The 16691-nt window shown below is 59.1% G+C and carries 26 protein-coding genes; 1 reads left to right on the forward strand and 25 read right to left on the reverse strand.

Going from position 1 to position 16691, the window contains the following annotated elements:
• Nucleotides 1-99: 99 nt before the first annotated feature.
• The 23 genes from map to rpsJ all read right to left on the reverse strand — a co-directional run bounded on the left by map (nucleotide 100) and on the right by rpsJ (nucleotide 11444).
• On the reverse strand, nucleotides 100-894 hold the full coding sequence (gene map / locus ACZ5DH_RS09020) for a type I methionyl aminopeptidase (protein WP_464253981.1): 795 nt from the start codon (nucleotides 892-894) through the stop codon (nucleotides 100-102).
• A 20-nt stretch (nucleotides 895-914) separates the two neighbouring features.
• Nucleotides 915-2228 carry a preprotein translocase subunit SecY gene (secY, locus tag ACZ5DH_RS09025; protein ID WP_464253982.1) on the reverse strand — a complete coding sequence of 438 codons (1314 nt, stop codon included), beginning with the start codon at nucleotides 2226-2228 and terminating at the stop codon, nucleotides 915-917.
• 229 nt (nucleotides 2229-2457) lie between these two features.
• Nucleotides 2458-2919, reverse strand: coding sequence for a 50S ribosomal protein L15 (gene rplO, locus ACZ5DH_RS09030; protein WP_464253983.1), 462 nt, complete (start codon nucleotides 2917-2919; stop codon nucleotides 2458-2460).
• 19 nt (nucleotides 2920-2938) lie between these two features.
• Nucleotides 2939-3115, reverse strand: coding sequence for a 50S ribosomal protein L30 (gene rpmD / locus ACZ5DH_RS09035; RefSeq protein WP_464253984.1), 177 nt, complete (start codon nucleotides 3113-3115; stop codon nucleotides 2939-2941).
• Nucleotides 3116-3117: 2 nt separating this feature from the next.
• Nucleotides 3118-3630 (reverse strand): 30S ribosomal protein S5, encoded by a 513-nt coding sequence (gene rpsE / locus ACZ5DH_RS09040; protein WP_183717169.1) that lies wholly within the window; start codon nucleotides 3628-3630, stop codon nucleotides 3118-3120.
• A 1-nt stretch (nucleotide 3631) separates the two neighbouring features.
• Nucleotides 3632-3991 carry a 50S ribosomal protein L18 gene (gene rplR / locus ACZ5DH_RS09045; RefSeq protein WP_464253985.1) on the reverse strand — a complete coding sequence of 120 codons (360 nt, stop codon included), beginning with the start codon at nucleotides 3989-3991 and terminating at the stop codon, nucleotides 3632-3634.
• Between the two features lie 10 nt (nucleotides 3992-4001).
• Nucleotides 4002-4541, reverse strand: a complete 540-nt coding sequence (rplF, locus tag ACZ5DH_RS09050) for a 50S ribosomal protein L6 (RefSeq protein ID WP_464253986.1) — start codon at nucleotides 4539-4541, stop codon at nucleotides 4002-4004.
• A gap of 11 nt (nucleotides 4542-4552) precedes the next feature.
• Nucleotides 4553-4933: a 30S ribosomal protein S8 gene (gene rpsH / locus ACZ5DH_RS09055; RefSeq protein WP_291303341.1), complete on the reverse strand. Its 381-nt coding sequence runs from the start codon at nucleotides 4931-4933 to the stop codon at nucleotides 4553-4555.
• Nucleotides 4934-5035: 102 nt separating this feature from the next.
• On the reverse strand, nucleotides 5036-5221 hold the full coding sequence (locus ACZ5DH_RS09060; RefSeq protein WP_012624307.1) for a type Z 30S ribosomal protein S14: 186 nt from the start codon (nucleotides 5219-5221) through the stop codon (nucleotides 5036-5038).
• 10 nt (nucleotides 5222-5231) lie between these two features.
• Nucleotides 5232-5771, reverse strand: a complete 540-nt coding sequence (gene rplE, locus ACZ5DH_RS09065; RefSeq protein ID WP_291303342.1) for a 50S ribosomal protein L5 — start codon at nucleotides 5769-5771, stop codon at nucleotides 5232-5234.
• Nucleotides 5772-5780: 9 nt separating this feature from the next.
• Nucleotides 5781-6113 (reverse strand): 50S ribosomal protein L24, encoded by a 333-nt coding sequence (rplX, locus tag ACZ5DH_RS09070; protein ID WP_012624305.1) that lies wholly within the window; start codon nucleotides 6111-6113, stop codon nucleotides 5781-5783.
• A 9-nt stretch (nucleotides 6114-6122) separates the two neighbouring features.
• The gene (gene rplN / locus ACZ5DH_RS09075; protein WP_179979726.1) at nucleotides 6123-6491 is read right to left on the reverse strand and encodes a 50S ribosomal protein L14; all 369 of its coding nucleotides are present in this window, start codon (nucleotides 6489-6491) and stop codon (nucleotides 6123-6125) included.
• Between the two features lie 9 nt (nucleotides 6492-6500).
• Complete coding sequence (rpsQ, locus tag ACZ5DH_RS09080) at nucleotides 6501-6764, reverse strand: 30S ribosomal protein S17 (RefSeq protein ID WP_012624303.1); 264 nt, start codon at nucleotides 6762-6764, stop codon at nucleotides 6501-6503.
• Between the two features lies 1 nt (nucleotide 6765).
• Nucleotides 6766-6996 carry a 50S ribosomal protein L29 gene (gene rpmC, locus ACZ5DH_RS09085; protein ID WP_464253987.1) on the reverse strand — a complete coding sequence of 77 codons (231 nt, stop codon included), beginning with the start codon at nucleotides 6994-6996 and terminating at the stop codon, nucleotides 6766-6768.
• The gene (rplP, locus tag ACZ5DH_RS09090; RefSeq protein ID WP_012624301.1) at nucleotides 6997-7410 is read right to left on the reverse strand and encodes a 50S ribosomal protein L16; all 414 of its coding nucleotides are present in this window, start codon (nucleotides 7408-7410) and stop codon (nucleotides 6997-6999) included. It abuts the gene before it with no gap.
• Nucleotides 7410-8051: a 30S ribosomal protein S3 gene (gene rpsC / locus ACZ5DH_RS09095; protein ID WP_291303344.1), complete on the reverse strand. Its 642-nt coding sequence runs from the start codon at nucleotides 8049-8051 to the stop codon at nucleotides 7410-7412. Before rpsC ends, rplP begins: the two co-directional genes overlap by 1 nt.
• 3 nt (nucleotides 8052-8054) lie before the next feature.
• Entirely contained in the window at nucleotides 8055-8393 is a 339-nt protein-coding gene (gene rplV / locus ACZ5DH_RS09100; protein WP_179979729.1) for a 50S ribosomal protein L22, read from the reverse strand.
• 9 nt (nucleotides 8394-8402) lie between these two features.
• Nucleotides 8403-8687: a 30S ribosomal protein S19 gene (gene rpsS / locus ACZ5DH_RS09105; protein WP_012624298.1), complete on the reverse strand. Its 285-nt coding sequence runs from the start codon at nucleotides 8685-8687 to the stop codon at nucleotides 8403-8405.
• Nucleotides 8688-8696: 9 nt separating this feature from the next.
• Nucleotides 8697-9545, reverse strand: a complete 849-nt coding sequence (gene rplB / locus ACZ5DH_RS09110; RefSeq protein WP_464253988.1) for a 50S ribosomal protein L2 — start codon at nucleotides 9543-9545, stop codon at nucleotides 8697-8699.
• Between the two features lie 2 nt (nucleotides 9546-9547).
• Entirely contained in the window at nucleotides 9548-9838 is a 291-nt protein-coding gene (gene rplW / locus ACZ5DH_RS09115) for a 50S ribosomal protein L23 (RefSeq protein ID WP_464253989.1), read from the reverse strand.
• Between the two features lie 2 nt (nucleotides 9839-9840).
• Nucleotides 9841-10473 carry a 50S ribosomal protein L4 gene (rplD, locus tag ACZ5DH_RS09120; protein WP_464253990.1) on the reverse strand — a complete coding sequence of 211 codons (633 nt, stop codon included), beginning with the start codon at nucleotides 10471-10473 and terminating at the stop codon, nucleotides 9841-9843.
• A gap of 11 nt (nucleotides 10474-10484) precedes the next feature.
• On the reverse strand, nucleotides 10485-11114 hold the full coding sequence (rplC, locus tag ACZ5DH_RS09125) for a 50S ribosomal protein L3 (protein ID WP_291303348.1): 630 nt from the start codon (nucleotides 11112-11114) through the stop codon (nucleotides 10485-10487).
• Between the two features lie 12 nt (nucleotides 11115-11126).
• On the reverse strand, nucleotides 11127-11444 hold the full coding sequence (gene rpsJ / locus ACZ5DH_RS09130; RefSeq protein ID WP_022658146.1) for a 30S ribosomal protein S10: 318 nt from the start codon (nucleotides 11442-11444) through the stop codon (nucleotides 11127-11129).
• 717 nt (nucleotides 11445-12161) lie between these two features.
• On the opposite strand from rpsJ, the gene ACZ5DH_RS09135 reads away from it, so the two are divergent.
• A complete protein-coding gene (locus ACZ5DH_RS09135; RefSeq protein WP_464253991.1) occupies nucleotides 12162-13523 on the forward strand; it encodes a tetratricopeptide repeat protein in 1362 nt (453 codons plus the stop codon).
• 347 nt (nucleotides 13524-13870) lie between these two features.
• On the opposite strand, the gene ftsY is transcribed toward ACZ5DH_RS09135, so the two are convergent.
• Entirely contained in the window at nucleotides 13871-15346 is a 1476-nt protein-coding gene (gene ftsY / locus ACZ5DH_RS09140) for a signal recognition particle-docking protein FtsY (RefSeq protein WP_464253992.1), read from the reverse strand.
• A gap of 248 nt (nucleotides 15347-15594) precedes the next feature.
• Nucleotides 15595-16680, reverse strand: a complete 1086-nt coding sequence (locus tag ACZ5DH_RS09145) for a hypothetical protein (RefSeq protein ID WP_464253993.1) — start codon at nucleotides 16678-16680, stop codon at nucleotides 15595-15597.
• Between the last annotated feature and the right edge of the window lie 11 nt (nucleotides 16681-16691).

The following is a 16691-nucleotide window of genomic DNA, read 5'->3' on the forward strand; positions in this document are numbered from 1 at the left end:
GTCTCCGGCAACCGGCCATAAACCGCACAGACGGCTCGACCGACGCCCTCAAAAAAATAGGGCGCGAACGAAAGTCTTTATCCGGCTTTATCTGTTCTGTCAACCTTCAATGGTGTGCCGGTTGAGTCCTCGGTCCGAGATGCTGAGGATTTGCGGTCCGGACGGCGTTATGGCCACACTGTGTTCAAAGTGTGCGGCCCACTGGCCGTCGCGTGTTACCGCAGTCCATTGATCGTCAAGGATGTCGACCTCATACGTGCCCATAGTCACCATAGGTTCTATGGCTATGACCATGCCGTTCTGCAGGGTCAGACCGCGCATGCCGGGCCGGAAGTTGGGCACTTCGGGCTTTTCATGCATCTTGGCGCCAACGCCGTGTCCCACAAAACGCCGAACCACGCCGAAACCGGCGGCTTCCACATAATCCTGCACGGCCGCGCCGATGTTGTACACATCATTGCCTGCACGTGCCTGCTCAATGCCAACATAGAGGCTTTCCTCGGTAATGCGCATGAGCCTGCGGGCTTCGTCGCTCACCTTTCCCACAGGGAAGGTGCGTGCGGCGTCACCCACAAAGCCTTCAAAGACTACGCCCATATCCACACTGACGATGTCCCCTTCCTCAAGCAGCCGCGTGGAGGGAAAACCGTGCACAACCTGTTCGTTGACCGAGCAGCAAAGTGCAAAAGGATAGCCGCAATAGCCCAAAAAAGCCGGTTTGACCTTGTAATCAGCACACATATCGCGCGCCAACTCTTCAAGACGCATGGTTGGAAGGCCGGGGGCCACCATGTCGCCCACTGCATCAAGAACATTGGCGACCATGCGGTTGGCTTCGCGCAGGCAGCCTATTTCACGCTCGTTCTTGATGTACGCGCCCTGATATTTTTTCATACTGCCAATCACCCGTTGTTTTACAGCCGGCCGCTTTTGCGTGCCTTGGCCATAAGCCCCTGGTACTGACTGGAGATCATGTGTGATTCCACCTGATTCATAAAGTCCATGGCCACACCCACGAGAATCAGCAGGCTCGTGCCGCCAAAAAAGAAAGGCACGTTAAAGTTGCTGATGAGCAGCATGGGCAAAAGGCAGACCAGTGATATATAGGTGGCACCCGAAAGGGTCAGCCGTGTAAGCACCGTGTCCACATACTCCTGCGTCTTGTCGCCGGGACGTATGCCAGGAATGAACCCGCCGTTCTTCTTGAGGTTTTCGGCCATATCCTTGGGGTCAAAAATAATGGCCGTATAGAAGTAGCAGAAGAAGAACATGAGGCCCACGTACAGCACATTGTAGGCTACACCGTGGGGCGAGAACAGTTCCGCCGCATGCTTCACGTATTCGTTGCTGGAAAACTGGCCGATGGTGGCCGGAAACAGCAGCAGCGAAGAAGCGAAGATGGGGGGAATGACGCCAGCGGTGTTAAGACGCAAGGGCAGGTGGGAATTCTGCCCACCGTACATTTTGCGGCCCACCTGACGCTTGGCGTAACTGATGGGTATGCGCCGTTGCGCCCTTTCGACAAAGACGATGGCCACAAGCACCGCAGCCATGAAAACCAGAATGACGGCAGCCATGAATATGCTCATGTCTCCGGCCTGGATCAGCGCCACGGACTGGATGAGGCCACGCGGTATACCCACCACGATGCCGCAGAAAATGATGAGCGATATGCCGTTGCCGATGCCGCGTTCGGTGATCTGTTCGCCAAGCCACATGACCAGTACCGAACCAGCGGTAAAGGTGGCCATGGTGACCATGCGGAACTGCCAGCCGGGGTTGAGCACAACGGAGGTGCCAGCCGGGCTGGTCATGTTCTCAAGGCCCACGGCTATTCCGAGCCCCTGCACCAGCGCGATGAGCACTGTAAGGTAGCGGGTGTACTGGGTAAGCTTGCGCCGCCCGGCCTGCCCTTCTTCCTTGGCCATGCGCTTCACGTCAGGACTGATGACCTGGAGCAGCTGCATGATGATGCTGCCCGAGATATACGGCATGACGCCCAGGGCAAAGACGGAAACGTTGGACAGCCCGCCGCCGGAGAACATGTCAAAAAGGCTGAACAGCGTCCCCTGCATGCTTTTGAAAAAAGATGCCAGAGCGGCGGCGTCCACGCCCGGAATGGGCACATGCACACCGATGCGGTAGCAGCACAAAATCAGGAAGGTCCAGCCAAGCCGCTTAACAAGCGAAGGCTGCCCCGCCATAGTATTTGCCGTTCCTACTGCCATGTAAGACTCTTTGCGTTTGTGCGCCGGTAGCGCAGTATGTGCACAGCCCCATTGCCTTCCCCATAAGGGAAGCAATGAGGCAGATGCCAGGCATTGACAGGGTCACGACCCTGAAAACCGCAGGAGCCGGCGCGCAGCCGGACACAACGGTTTTCGCCTTTCCGCGCGGCTTTCGCCGACAGCGGAACAAACCGGCCGGTCATGAAACCGGCCGGTTTGACGTCAACAGTTATTCCGCAGGAGCCGCTTCAAGCTCGCTCACCTGACCGCCCGCGTTGCGGATTTTTTCCGCAGCGCCCTGGCTGAACTTGTGAGCCTCGACCTTGAAAGCGCCCTTGACTTCACCGCGTGAAAGAATCTTCACGGGAGCGCCCATGCGGGCCAGGCCGCGGGCGTAGATGTCGTCAAGCGTGATGTCGTTTTTGCCTTCAAAGGCTTCCAGCAGGCGGTCAAGATTGATCACGTTGTAGGTAACCTTGAACGGAGCATTCTTGAAGCCGTGCTTGGGAAGACGGCGTTGCAGGGGCATCTGGCCGCCTTCGAAGCCAGGGGCCACACCGCCACCGGCACGGGCGTTCTGGCCTTTGTGGCCTTTGCCCGCCGTGCAACCCAGACCGGAACCAGAGCCTCGGCCCACGCGACGGCGGGTCTTGCGCTCTTCCGGAAAAGGAAAGAGATTGTGCAGTTGCATGGTATATGTCCTCCGACCGTTATTCGATAACGGTCACCATATGCGGAACTTTGGCGATGATGCCCCGGATGGCCGGGGTGTCCTTGAACGTCTTGACCATCTCGCGGCGCTTGAGGCCAAGGGAGTCCAGCAGCCTGCGTTGCGCGGGCGTGGAGCCGATGCGCGAACGCACGAGTTTAACCTTGATTTCTGCCATGACTACTTCCTCGGAGCTTCGAGCTTCTTGCCGCGCAGAGCCGAAACATCGTCGGCGCTGCGCAGGGCGACAAGGCCCTGCATGGTGGCGCGAAGCACGTTGTGCGGGTTGTTGGTGCCAATGGCCTTGGCAAGCACGTCGCGCACGCCGGCAGCTTCCATAATGGCGCGCACAGCGCCACCGGCGATGATGCCGGTACCTTCGGAGGCGGGCTTGAGCATGACACGTCCGGCGCCGAAGCGGCCCAGAATTTCATAGGGCAGCGTGCCGTCCACAAGGGCAACCTGTACACGGTTCTTGCGAGCGCGTTCGGTCGCCTTGCGCAGGGCTTCGGGCACTTCCTGGGCTTTGCCGAGGCCAAAGCCCACGCCGCCCTTGCCGTCGCCAACCACCACAAGGGCGCTGAAGCTGAACCGACGGCCACCCTTAACCACTTTGGCCACGCGGTTGAGGGAAACGATCTTTTCGATTTCGCCCAACTCGTTCTGCTGAGTTTCGGTATTTTCCTGACGCATATTAGAACTCCAGGCCGCCTTCGCGGGCGCCATCGGCTACGGCTTTGACGCGACCGTGATAAAGATACCCGTTGCGATCGAATACCACCTTGCTGATATTCTTCTCCTTGGCCATGCGGGCAATCTCCATGCCCACCTTTTCTGCGCCGCTCTTGTTGCAGTGCAGCCCGGCTTCGCTCTTGGCAAGCGAAAGCGTGGAGGTGGCCACCAGGGTGGCGCCGTCCAGATCGTTGACGATCTGGGCATAGACATGCAGGTTGGACCTGTAAATAACCAGACGCGGGCGCTCGGAGGTACCGCTGATCTTCTTGCGAATGCGGACCTTGCGGCGCTGCCGCGATTCATTCTTGCTGTATTTCATGACGCGCCCCCTACTTCTTGCCGCCGGACTTGCCGACCTTACGGCGGATCGTCTCGGTAGTGTACTTGATGCCCTTGCCCTTGTAGGGTTCAGGCTTGCGGATGCGGCGGATCCTGGCGGCCATTTCGCCCACCAGTTCCTTGTCAATGCCGCTGATGGTCAGCACCTGGCCTTCCACAGCAGCCTTGAGGCCTTCGGGCAGTTCCACCAGCACAGGATGGGAGTAGCCCACCTGAAGCTCGATGATATTGCCTTTCACCGCTACGCGGTAACCAACGCCGATGACTTCCAGAGCCTTGGAAAAGCCCTTGGTGACGCCGTCGATGCAGTTGGAAAGCAGAGTACGGCGCAAGCCGTGCTGGGCGCGGGTAATGCGGTCATCTTCAATGCGGCTCAAGATCACGTGGCCATCGGCCTGTTCGTAAGTGAGCAGGGAGCAGACAGGGGTGCTCAGCGAGCCCTTGGGGCCTTTCACTTCCACAACATCCGCTCCGATCTTGACTTCAACGCCATTGGGAACGGGAATGGGCAGTTTACCTATTCTGGACATGCTCGCACCGCCTACCAGATTTCACACAGAAGTTCGCCGCCCACCTTCTTGTCATGGGCAGTCATACCGTCCAGCACACCGCTGGACGTGGACAAAATGCAAATACCGAGGCCGTTCTGTACACGGGGGATCTTGTGAGCGCCCACATACACCCGGCGACCGGGCGTGCTGATGCGCTTGAGGCCGCTGATAACGGCCTTGCCCTTCTGGTACTTCAAAGTGATGGTAATGTTACTGTCGGCCACGGCCACGTCTTCGACGTAACCTTCCTGCTTGAGGATGGCGGCTAACGCTTCCTTCATCTTCGAGCGCGGCACATTCACTTCCTTGTGCAGGGCCAAATGTGCGTTGCGGATACGGGTCAGCATATCCGCAATGGGATCTGTCAACATCGAAAGCTCCTGAGAGTTTGGGCGCGGGGTTGACGGCCCAATGCCGCCACTTCCCGCAGGCGCGTAAAAACGCGCCATCCGGGCGCTTGCGCGCCCGGAAATTTACCAGCTCGACTTGCGTACGCCGGGCAGCTCGCCACGAAGGGCCATGTTGCGGAAGCAGATACGGCAGATGCCGAACTGACGCAGAAAAGCCCGGGGCCGGCCGCAAAGCGGGCAGCGATTGTAAGCGCGAGCGCTGAACTTGGGCTTGCGCTTAGCCTTTACTTCCAAAGAAGTACGGGACATAGCTTAACTCCTACTTGCGGAACGGCATGCCCAGCTGGTCAAGAAGGAACTTGCCTTCCTTGTCCGTGGACGCCGTGGTGACAATGGTGATGTTCATGCCCTTGGGATTTTCCACACGATCCGCCTCGAGTTCGGGGAAGATGGTGTGTTCCTTGATGCCCAGGGTGAAGTTGCCGCGTCCATCGAACCCACGGTCAGGAATGCCGCGAAAGTCGCGCACACGGGGCAGTGCGAAGTTCATGAGCTTGTCAAGAAAGTCCCACATGCGTTCCTTGCGCAGGGTAACGCGGGCGCCGATGGGCATGCCTTCGCGCAGCTTGAACGCGGCGATGGATTTTTTGGCGCGAGTCACCACGGCCTTCTGGCCGGCAATGGCTGAAAGTTCAGCCACGGCCTCTTCCATCAGCTTATTGTTCTGGCTGGCGGCGCCAAGGCCGATGTTCAGAGAGATCTTTTCAATCCCGGGAAGTTGCATGGAAGAGGAGTAGCTAAACTCCTTCTGCATTACCGGAACCACCTTCTCTCTATATATCTTTTCAAGGCGTGTCATCGTATCACCTTATTCCATGACTTCGTTGCACTTTTTGCAGAAGCGCACTTTCTTTTCCTTGCCCTCAGACTCGATGGTCTTGTAACCCACGCGGGTGGCCTTGCCACAAGCGGAGCAGACAACCATGACGTTGGACACGTGGATGGGCATTTCCTTTTCCACGATGCCACCGGGCTGCTGGGCATAGGGGTTGGGGCGCATATGGCGCTTGACCATGTTGGTCTTTTCCACCAGCACGCGATCCTTCTTGCGCAGGATCTTGAGCACCTTGCCGATTTTGCCCGCGTCTTTGCCGGCGATTACCATCACCTTGTCGTCCTTGCGGATACGATACATTTTCATGACGGTCTCCTACAGCACTTCCGGGGCCAGCGAAATAATTTTCATAAAGTTCATGGCGCGCAGCTCACGGGCCACAGGGCCGAAGATGCGGGTGCCGAGAGGCTCGCCCTGGCTGGAAAGCAGCACAGCGGCATTGCCGTCGAACTTGATATAGCTGCCGTCCATGCGACGCACTTCTTTGGCGGTGCGCACGATAACAGCCTTCATCACGTCGCCCTTCTTCACTTTGCTATGCGGTATGGCTTCCTTAATGGAAACCACTACAATGTCGCCGACCGAGGCGTAGCGGCGGTGTGAACCGCCCAGCACCTTGATGCAGGCAACCTTTTTGGCGCCGGAATTGTCGGCGACCTGAAGCGTGGATTCTACCTGGATCATGGTCCTACCCTACACGGCTTTTTCAATGATGGAGACCAGATGCCAGCGCTTGTTGCGCGAAAGCGGACGGAACTCCACAATCTTGACCTTATCGCCCATACCGCATTCGTTCATGGGATCATGAGCCGTGAACTTTTTGCGGCGCCTCACATACTTCTTGAGCAGAGGGTGCTTGACCAGGGTCTCAACGCGCACGACAATGGTCTTGTCGTTCTTGTCGCTCACCACAATGCCGGTCAGCGTTCTGCCCTTACGATCTTCCAGAGCTTGCATTTTAGGCCCTCTGTTCCTTTTCGTTCAGTACAGTCTCGATGCGCGCCACATGCTTGCGCATGGCCTTCAGCTCGGAAGTCTTTTCAAGCTGCGCGGCGGCGTGCTTGAAGCGGGCGGACATCAGTTCCTGGCGCTGCTCGGCCAGCTTGCCGCGCAGTTCTTCAACGCTCATGGCGCGAAGATCGGCGGCAGCGGGCCGGACGCTCTTTTCAATTTTTTTCTTGGCAGCCATTTAGATGCCCTCCCTCACCACGATGACGGTCTTGACGGGCAGCTTGTGCGCGGCGCGGGTGAGCGCTTCGCGGGCAAGGTCAAGGCTGACGCCCTTGATTTCATACAGCACGCGGCCGGGTTTCACCGGAGCGCACCAGCCCACCGGGGCGCCCTTACCGGAACCCTGACGGGTTTCAAGGGGCTTGGCGGTCACAGGGCGGTCGGGGAACACGCGGATCCAAACCTTACCACCGCGCTTGATGTGGCGCATCATGGCGATACGCGCAGCTTCAATCTGCTGGCTGGTAAGCTGTCCGTGCTGCACGGCCTTCAAACCAATGTCGCCGAAGGCAACTGTAGCGCCGCGGGTGGCCAGGCCGCGGAGGCGACCCTTCTGCCATTTGCGGAATTTTACTTTTTTAGGCGCAAGCATTACTGATCAACCTCTTTGTCAAGGATTTCACCCTTGTATATCCACACCTTGACGCCAATGATGCCGTAGGTGGTGCGCGCTTCTGCAAAACCGTAGTCAATGTCGGCGCGCAGTGTCTGCAAGGGCACCCGGCCATCACGGTACCATTCGGTACGGGCGATTTCAGCACCGGCCAGACGGCCGGAACACGTCACCTTGATGCCTTCGCCGCCGAATTTGCGCGCCATTGACACGGTGCGCTTCATGGCGCGGCGGAAAGCCACACGGCGCTCCAGCTGCTGTGCCACGTTTTCGGCCACAAGCTGGGCGTCCACTTCGGGACGGCGGATTTCATTTACTTCAAGCGAAAACTCACGGCCGAACTTCTGACGAAGGTCGTTGCGCAGCTTTTCAATTTCCACACCCTTGCGACCGATGACAATACCGGGGCGGGCAGTGGACAGGATAAGCCGTACCTTGCCGCCTGCACGTTCGATTTCGATCTTGGAAACGCCTGCATGATACAGAAGCTTCTTCACGAACGCGCGGATCTTGCTGTCTTCATAGACAAAGGCGGGGTATTCTTTCTTGCTGAACCAACGGGACTGCCAGTTCTTGTTATACCCAAGCCGGAACCCGAACGGATGTACTTTCTGACCCATAGCCTATTCCTGCCCTTCTGCGAGTATAACGGTGACGTGGCTCGTGCGCTTGTGAATCTTGGTCGCCCGGCCCTGGGCACGGGGCATGAAGCGCTTCCAGGTGGGACCTTCGTTGACCACGACTTCCTTCACCACCATGGCGTCCACATCAACGCCGCCCAACTGAGAGGCATTAGCCAGCGCGCTTTTCAGCACACCGTAAATAACCCCAGCGGGCTTATTGGGCGTAAAGCGCAGAAGGTTCATTGCCTCCTCCACTCCAAGGCCCTGCACGTTTTTGGCGACAAGACGGGTCTTGCGCGGCGAAACGCGCTGGAATTTCGCAATAGCTTTAGATTCCATATCGCTACCCTACTTCCTGCCGGCCTTAGCCTTTTTGTCGGCGGCATGCCCATGGTAGGTACGGGTGGGCGAGAATTCGCCCAGCTTGTGACCAACCATGTTTTCGGTGACGAACACCGGCACGAACTTTTTGCCATTATGCACCGCAAAGGTCAGTCCCACCATTTCGGGCAGGATGGTCGAGCGGCGCGACCAGGTCTTGAGCACGCGCCGATCGCTGTTGGCCACGGCGGTGTCGACCTTCTTCATCAAATGACCGTCAACAAACGGCCCTTTTTTCAATGATCTCGGCATGAGCTACTCCTACTTCTGGCCGCGGCGTTTAACAATAAGCCTTGAAGAGGCCTTCTTCTTGTCGCGGGTCTTGTAACCCTTGGCGGGCATGCCCCAGGGCGACACAGGATGACGGCCGCCAGAGCTTCTGCCTTCGCCACCGCCCAGGGGATGGTCGATGGGGTTCATGGCCACGCCACGGACCTTGGGACGGCGACCGAGCCAGCGGTTACGGCCAGCCTTGCCCAGCGAGATGCTTTCATGGTGCACGTTGCCCACCTGACCCACAGTGGCCATGCAGGCCACGAGAACCTTGCGGACTTCGCCGGAGGGCAGGCGCAGCAGAGCGTGCTTGCCTTCCTTGGCGACGAGCTGCGCGTAGGTGCCCGCGGCGCGGCAGAGCTGTCCGCCCTTGCCGGGGTACAGCTCGACGTTGTGGATGACGGTACCCACGGGAATGCGCTGCATGGGCAGGGCATTGCCGGGCATGATGTCGGCCACTGCGCCGTTGCGCTCGTTGACGCCGGACATGATCACATCGCCCTGCTTCAGGCCCACAGGAGCCAGAATGTACCTCTTTTCGCCATCCGTGTAGTGCAGAAGGGCGATGCGGGCGGAGCGGTTGGGATCATACTCAATGTGAGCAACACGGGCTTCAATACCGGTTTTGTCGCGCTTGAAGTCAATGATGCGGTACAGACGCTTCACACCACCACCACGACGGCGGCTGGTGACGCGGCCCAAGTTATTGCGGCCGGCCTTCTTGGTCAGACCGACAGTAAGGGACTTCTCAGGGCGCGTCCGGGTGATTTCCTCAAAATCGGAAACCGTCTGGAAACGACGCCCAGCGGAAGTCGGTTTCAGCTTGCGGACAGCCATGCTTATACTCCCTCGAAGAACTCGATTTTATCGCCCTGGCGTAGCGTCACATACGCTTTTTTCCAGCCGGGCTTGCGACCAACCACACGGCCCTGGCGCTCCCTGTTCAGGGGCGCGCGGCGAACCACGTTGACCGCTTCCACTTTAACGTCAAAAGCCTTTTCCACGGCCTGCTTGATTTCAAGCTTGTTGGCCTGGGTGTGGACCATAAAGGCCACCTGCTGCGCTTCGTCCTTGATCATGGTCGTCTTTTCGGTCAGCAGGGGCTTGAGCAGAACAGAAGTGATTTCCATAACTACGCTCCCTTCTTCGCGAAACGCGCCTGAACGGATTCCACAGCGCCTTCAAGCAGCACAAGCTGCTTGTGCTTCAGGATCTCAAGCACGCTCAGGCGGTCCACCGTGGTCAGGGTGAGGCCGGGGATGTTGCGAACCGAGCGGGTCAGTTCAACGTTTTCCTCGGGCGCCACGATGAGGGCCTTGTTAAGGCCCAGGGTGTTGGCCACCTTGGCAAAATGTTTGGTTTTGGCTTCGGGCAGTTCAATGCCCTTGACCACCATCAGGGTTTCAGCGGCCAGGCGGCTGGACAGAGCCATCTTGAGAGCCAGGGCGCGAACCTTGCTGTTAACCTTGAAGCTGTAGTCGCGGGGGCTGGGCCCAAAAATGATCGCGCCGCCGCGCCAGATGGGCGAACGGTTGGAACCGGCGCGTGCGCGGCCGGTGCCCTTCTGCTTCCAGGGCTTGACGCCGCCGCCGGAAACAAAGGCGCGGGTCTTGGCATTGTGCGTTCCAGCGCGTTTGGCCGCCATCTGGGCGCGCGCCACGAGATTGAGGATTTCGGGCCTCACCTCGATTTCGAACACATCGGAAGCCAGCGTAATTTCACCGCTTTCCTGCTTGTTCTGATCAAATATTTTCACGGTAGCCATTGCTGCTTCCTCTACTGCTTGCGGATCAGTACCAGCCCGTTCTTGGGGCCGGGCACGGAACCTTTGACCAGGATGACGTTATCCTCGGGACGGACGTCAACAATGGTCAGGCCCATTTCCGTAACGGTTTCATTGCCCCAGTGGCCAGCCATCTTCCTGCCCTTGAACACGCGGCCGGGGAAGGTGTTGTTACCGATGGAGCCGTTGTTGCGGTGCACCTTTTCGCAGCCGTGCGTATCCTTGGAGCCAGCAAAGTTCCAGCGGCGCATACGGCCCTGGTAGCCCTTACCAACGCTCTTGCCGGTCACCTTGACGGTGTCGCCGGCGGCGAACATTTCGACGGTAAGTTCCTGGCCCAGCTCCTGCTCGGGAGCAGCCGAAAGGCGGATCTCACGCAGATGGCGGAAGAGCCCCTTGCCAGCCTTGGCAAAGTGACCCTGCATGGCCTTGCCCACGTGCTTTTCCTTAGCGGCGGTCAGCGCGATCTGCACGGCGTTGTAGCCGTCGCTGGACGCGGTCTTGACCTGGGTGACCGGGCAAGGTCCTGCCTCAATCACCGTAACGGGCACAGCGGCGCCGTTGCCGTCAAATATGCGGGTCATACCGAGTTTGCGACCCAAAATTCCCATTTTCTCAGCCATGACTGCCTCTCGCTAGAGCTTGATTTCCACGTCCACACCGGCGGGCAAGGAAAGCTTGCCCAGCGCGTCGACGGTCTGCTGGGTGGGTTCCAGAATATCCATAAGCCGCTTGTGAATACGCATCTCAAACTGCTCACGGGACTTCTTGTCCACGTGCACGGAACGCTGCACGGTGTACTTATGAATGTTGGTGGGCAGAGGAATGGGCCCCGCCACACCGGCACCCGTATTGCGCGCCGTATCCACGATTTCCGCAACGGCTTTATCCAGAATGCGGTAATCGTAGGCTTTGAGCTTGATCCGAATGCGATCGCTGCTAACTGTCGTCATTGTTGCCTACTCCGTTTGCATAAACATCCCACGTGCCGACCACCGGCTACGCGGGCTTCTTCACAGCATTCGCGGGCCATGAAGCATGGCCCGAAGGCCGACCTCACCCTGGAATGGGACGGAACGGAGCAACGTAAGGGGCTGCGCTAATGCGCGCATCATGCCTGATATTCAGGATATTCGGAAGATTTTGGACGCCTGAACGCGCCTGCATCATCCGCATGATGCTCCCCGGCGTCGCCCAAGCCAGGCCACCAAGAAAAGGTGGCAAGGCGGTCCCGCAGGGTCACCAAATGAGGGGAATACTCCCCCCTACCTTACAGCCCCGGGTCACGCGCGCCTCCGGGGCAGCGGTGGGATCCGTCGATGGGCTGGAACGGCTCGACATTGTCCGGCATCTGGTAACGCCTGCACATGTCAAAACCTGTCGGGTTCGCTTGGAACCCTTCCAGGTACAGCAGGGCAGACTCAATCTGCCCTTCCCTGCCGTCCAGGGAATACCCATTGAAGACACCTGTCCCAATGGGCAAGGGATGTTTTAGCCAACACGCGCCGCCGCGTCAAGGCTTTTTATACTATTTTTTGTTTTACGTCATCAGAACGTCACTTGACACCCAAGTAAATTGATAGGTATAGGCGTAAACCGGAAATTGCGCGTTTTACTTCCACCCCGTAGCGTGCAGCACGCCGCACCACGGTTTTTTTCAAGGAGAATGCGTGACATATAACATTGCCCCGAACGCCAATAATATTTCGTACCAGGATACCGTCATCAACTATCTGAAGAAAGATGGCGGACACGTCATGGTGCTCACCGACGATCAGGCCTTCAGCACGCAACTGCGCCTCACTCTGGCCAAGGACCTGGGGCTCACCTCCCCCGGCCTTTTCACCGCCCTTACAGATCCCCGCGTGGTATTGCAGGAACTGCAGGCCTTGCTGCCCGGACATCCCGCCCCCATACTCTTTCTCGAGCGTATGATAAACGGCCAGGACCTGAGTTTTCTGGTCGGCCAGATCAAGCAGGCCTACAGCGGACTCAAGATAATCATCCTTACCAACGACGTGCAGCGCGACCGTCTGATGCTCCTGCACGAGGTGGGGGCTGACAACTTTATCGCCAAGCCCGTTTCCATCAATACGCTTATCGAAAAGATGGCCTTCACCATCAAACCCCAGAGCAAGCTCGGCCAGGCCATCGACTTTGCCAAGGGCCTGCTGGCCCGTGAACAGTTTGAGCAGGCCCTTGCCGCCAGCCGGAAAATTTTGGAGATCAAGCCAGGCAGCGCGGCGGCCTACCTTGTCATGGGCGACGCCCACCGCGGGCTCAGTCAATACGATCAGGCGCACGCGGCCTATGAAGCGGCGGCCGCGGCGGCCGACCTGTATCTCGCGCCCCTGCAACGGCTCGCCGAAATGTATCAGGAGCTGGACGACAAGGAAAACCAGCTTCACTATCTGAATAAGCTCGACCAGATTTCGCCCCTCAACGTCAACCGTAAGGTCAGTCTGGGCGAAGTGCATCTGGCGCTGGGACATATGGATCAAGCCGAGGACTTTTTTGACAAGGCCCTCACGCAGATGAACCGCGAAGCCGTGGAGGGGCTCAGCGCCCTTTCGAGCCGTATTGCCGAGATATATGCCGACCGGGACCCGCAGAAGGCCGAAAAGTTTCTGCGCAACAGCCTTGAGGTCAAGGGCAAGTATCTTTCCAAAAGCGATATCGTTGTGTTCAACCAGCTTGGCATCAGTTTGCGCAAGCAGGGCCGCTGGCGTGACTCCATCATTGAATACAAGCGCGCCCTCAAGATAGCCCCTGATGACGCCAACCTTTATTACAACATGGGCATGGCCTTTGCCGAGGGGCAGGATTTTATCCAGGCCAAGGCCAACCTGCTCAAGGCCCTGGAGCTGGACGCCGACATCTACAAGGCCAGTGCCCCCATCGCGTTCAATTTTGGGGCCGTCTTTTTGCAGTCACGCGAAAAGCAGCGGGCCGCGCAGTTCTTTCAGACGGCCCTTCATCAGGAACCCGGCCATGCCTCGGCCCGGCTGGGCCTGGAACGGAGCATGTTCTAGACGGAATACCCTTGAAAAAGCTTATACGTGCCGGAGCAGATTACCTTTGAAATGCTTCACACTTCAAAAGTGCCATTCTGCCGGAAAATGCGATTTGCAGCTAGGTTCACACCATGTTGCGGTGCGCTGCACGAGAGTGCACCGTTAGAGCAGCCACCCTTTCAAAAAGGGTGGCTGCTCTAAAATTCCCGGCCCAGATCAGAGAGATCCCTGTACGAGACTGACATACAACAAGAGTTTTAGGGGGTGGGGGCGTGGGGGAGGAGACCCTTTTGCAAAAGGGTCTCCTCCCCCACAAAGTTTTTCAATCCCTCCCCCATTACGCCTTTCAAAAGACCGACTTTGGGTCAGGCCGCTCCGCCGTCTTTCTGCCCCAGCAGGGCGCGCGCGTAATCCTCGCCATTGAAGGGCCGCAGGTCTTCGAGCTTTTCGCCCAGTCCCACAAAGGTTATGGGCAGGTGGTGCTGCATGGCCACGGCAATGGCGACGCCACCCTTGGCCGTGCCGTCCAGCTTGGTAATGATGAGTTCGTCCACGCCCGCGGCTTCCTTGAACAGTTTGGTCTGCGACAGGGCATTCTGGCCCGTGGTCGCGTCAATGACCAAGACGCTGCGGTGAGGCGCGCCCGGATGTTTTTTGCCCAGCACCTGACGGATCTTGGTCAGCTCTTCCATAAGATTGACCTTGGTTTGCAGACGGCCGGCCGTATCCACAAAAAGGACGTCCACGCCTTCCTTCACAGCCCTGTCCATGGCCTCGTACGCCACGGAGGCCGGGTCCGACCCCGGGGCCTTGGCGTGAAAAAGCGCGCCCACGCGCCCGGCCCAGACCTGCAACTGCTCGATGGCGGCAGCGCGGAAGGTGTCGGCGGCGGCGATCATGACCTTTTTGCCCTGCATGCGCGCGCGGTGCGCCAGTTTGGCGATGGTCGTGGTTTTGCCCACGCCGTTGACGCCGATCATGAGCACAACTTCAGGCGGATTGATGGCGGCAATGCGACGCGGCGCACGAAATATCTCTTCAACCTCGGCCATGAGCAGGGCGCGCATGCCCGATGCCTGGGTGATTTTTTCCTTGCGCGCCCGTTCCTTGAGGCGTTCCACCAGTTCCAGCGACGGTTCATAGCCAAGATCGGCCATGATAAACAGTTCCTCAAGCTCTTCCCAGAAGGCGTCGTCAAGCTCGCCATGGCTCGAAAACAGTGAATCCAGGCCGCGCGCCAGCTGATCGCGCGTGCGGGCCAGCCCTTCGGTTATCTTGATGAACAGACGACTGCGCTCGTCTTCCTCATCTTCCAGGTCAAGGGCCAGAGCCAGGCGGTACTGCAATTCCGAGCGGAATTCCTCAACCTGGCGATACTCCATGCGCTGCGTCCAGGCGCGAAAATCATCGACAAAGGCCTGCGTCTCCTGCGGCGGCGCTTCCAGCGCGCCAAGCAGAAAAGAAAGGCGCTGCCACAAAAGGTCGCCCGTTGCATCAACGCCCTCCAGTACTATGCCAAGCCAGACGGAAAGACGCGGTTCCGCCTCGCGCAGGCGTAGCGTCAAAGCTTCTTCCGCAGGGCTTGCGGCCACAGTGATCGGAGCGCGCGCCGTGGCTTCGGCGGCAGGACCGGCAGCGCCGGAAATGGCACCCGTGGCTTCATCCGGATGATGGTCCTGGGGGCTTTCAGCGTGCGCCGCTTGCTGCGGCGGCGTTTCCGGCTGGCCCGGAGTCTGGACCTCCTTCAGGGCAGAGGCGTCCCCCGATTCCTGAATCTGTGGCTCCTGTTCTTCGGCGGGTTCAGAACCGAACATTTTTTTGATGGCTGAAAAAAATCCCATTCCTTCTCCTTATGGCTCGTGCCCGCGCAGGCTTGCGCGCAGCGGCTGCATCCGGAGCGTGCTGCCCCGTAAAATACGATTCCAAAATGTTACGCGGGTCGGCCGCAGCGCTTCACAGCATGCATGAACCGGGCGTATGAACGACGCGCATGGATGGCGCGCATGAACGGCGTCACTGAACCACGCATATGAATTACTCCATTACGTTGCGCCAATGCCTTACGCGGCCACCCTTGCGGCTCCGGACCTCAGCGCAGGGCGTCCAGCACGGCATCCAGGGCCAGAACGCACTCCTCAACCGCCAGCGTCGCGCGTTCCCTGTCGGGACAGTGCAAAGCCGTCTGCATATCCTTGGCCGCCGCGGCAAGACGCTCGGCTCCAAGGCAGGGGGCGGCCCTTTCCAGCAGATCCCCAAGGCGGCACAGCGCGGCGTTGTCGCCCGTCGCGTACAGGCGGCCCATAAGTCCCGGCCCCTGGGCAAAGCTGTGCCGGAACAGTCCGGCGGTCACCTGCCATGCGTGGTCATGACGGCTCATAAAGGCCCGTCCCAATGCAGGGCTCACAACCTCACCCGCTGCCAAAGGCGCGCTCAGGGATTCGATGGTCTCCTCGCCGAGCGCATCCGCTCCGTCTCCATCATACGGGCTGTCCTCGTCAGTCTGAACCTGACCGCATGGCGCGGCCTCTTCAGACAAAGCCTCTGCCCCGTTTGCAGCCAGATCAGGGGCGTCCTCGGGAGGGGCGTCCTCCGGCTCGCGCCGGGAAGGATTCCGCGCACCGCCCCCGCCAGTTGCCTCGCGCTGCAAACACGTCCGCCACAAAAAGGCCAGGGCCGCCGTCCAGCACAAAAAACTCAGCACAAAGCGCCATGTTTCGCGCCGGGCCGTGAGAGCAGCGCCCTCCTGGCTTACACGCGGCGAAACATAGACCTCCACAGTGCCCACGGGCCGACCTTCCACACGCAGCGGGCTCAGGCCCGACACGGCCTCTTCATCGATTTCGTCGTCCCAGGGCACAGGCTCCCACTGATAATTGCGACGCTGGCCTTCCAGCATGCCCTGCGGCGTCTCCACCTTGACGGCGTAGATGCTCTCATCTTCCATAGCGGCCATGACAATGGTGCGCGCCGCCAGTTCGTCCACATCCCATGCGGGTACGGCCAGCAGGGCCGAAAGCTGCACGGCCGTGTTGCGCGCCTCGACGGCCAGACGCTCCCGGGCGGCCTCGCGCTCTGCACGTACCGTCCACAGGGCAGGCAACAACAGGGCCAGCAGACCGGCGCACCAAATGGCCAGCAGCAGGCGGCCAGACGCAATTTTTGTACGCTGTGACATACTTTTTCCAC

The sequence above is a fragment of the Desulfovibrio simplex genome, assembly GCF_055387835.1.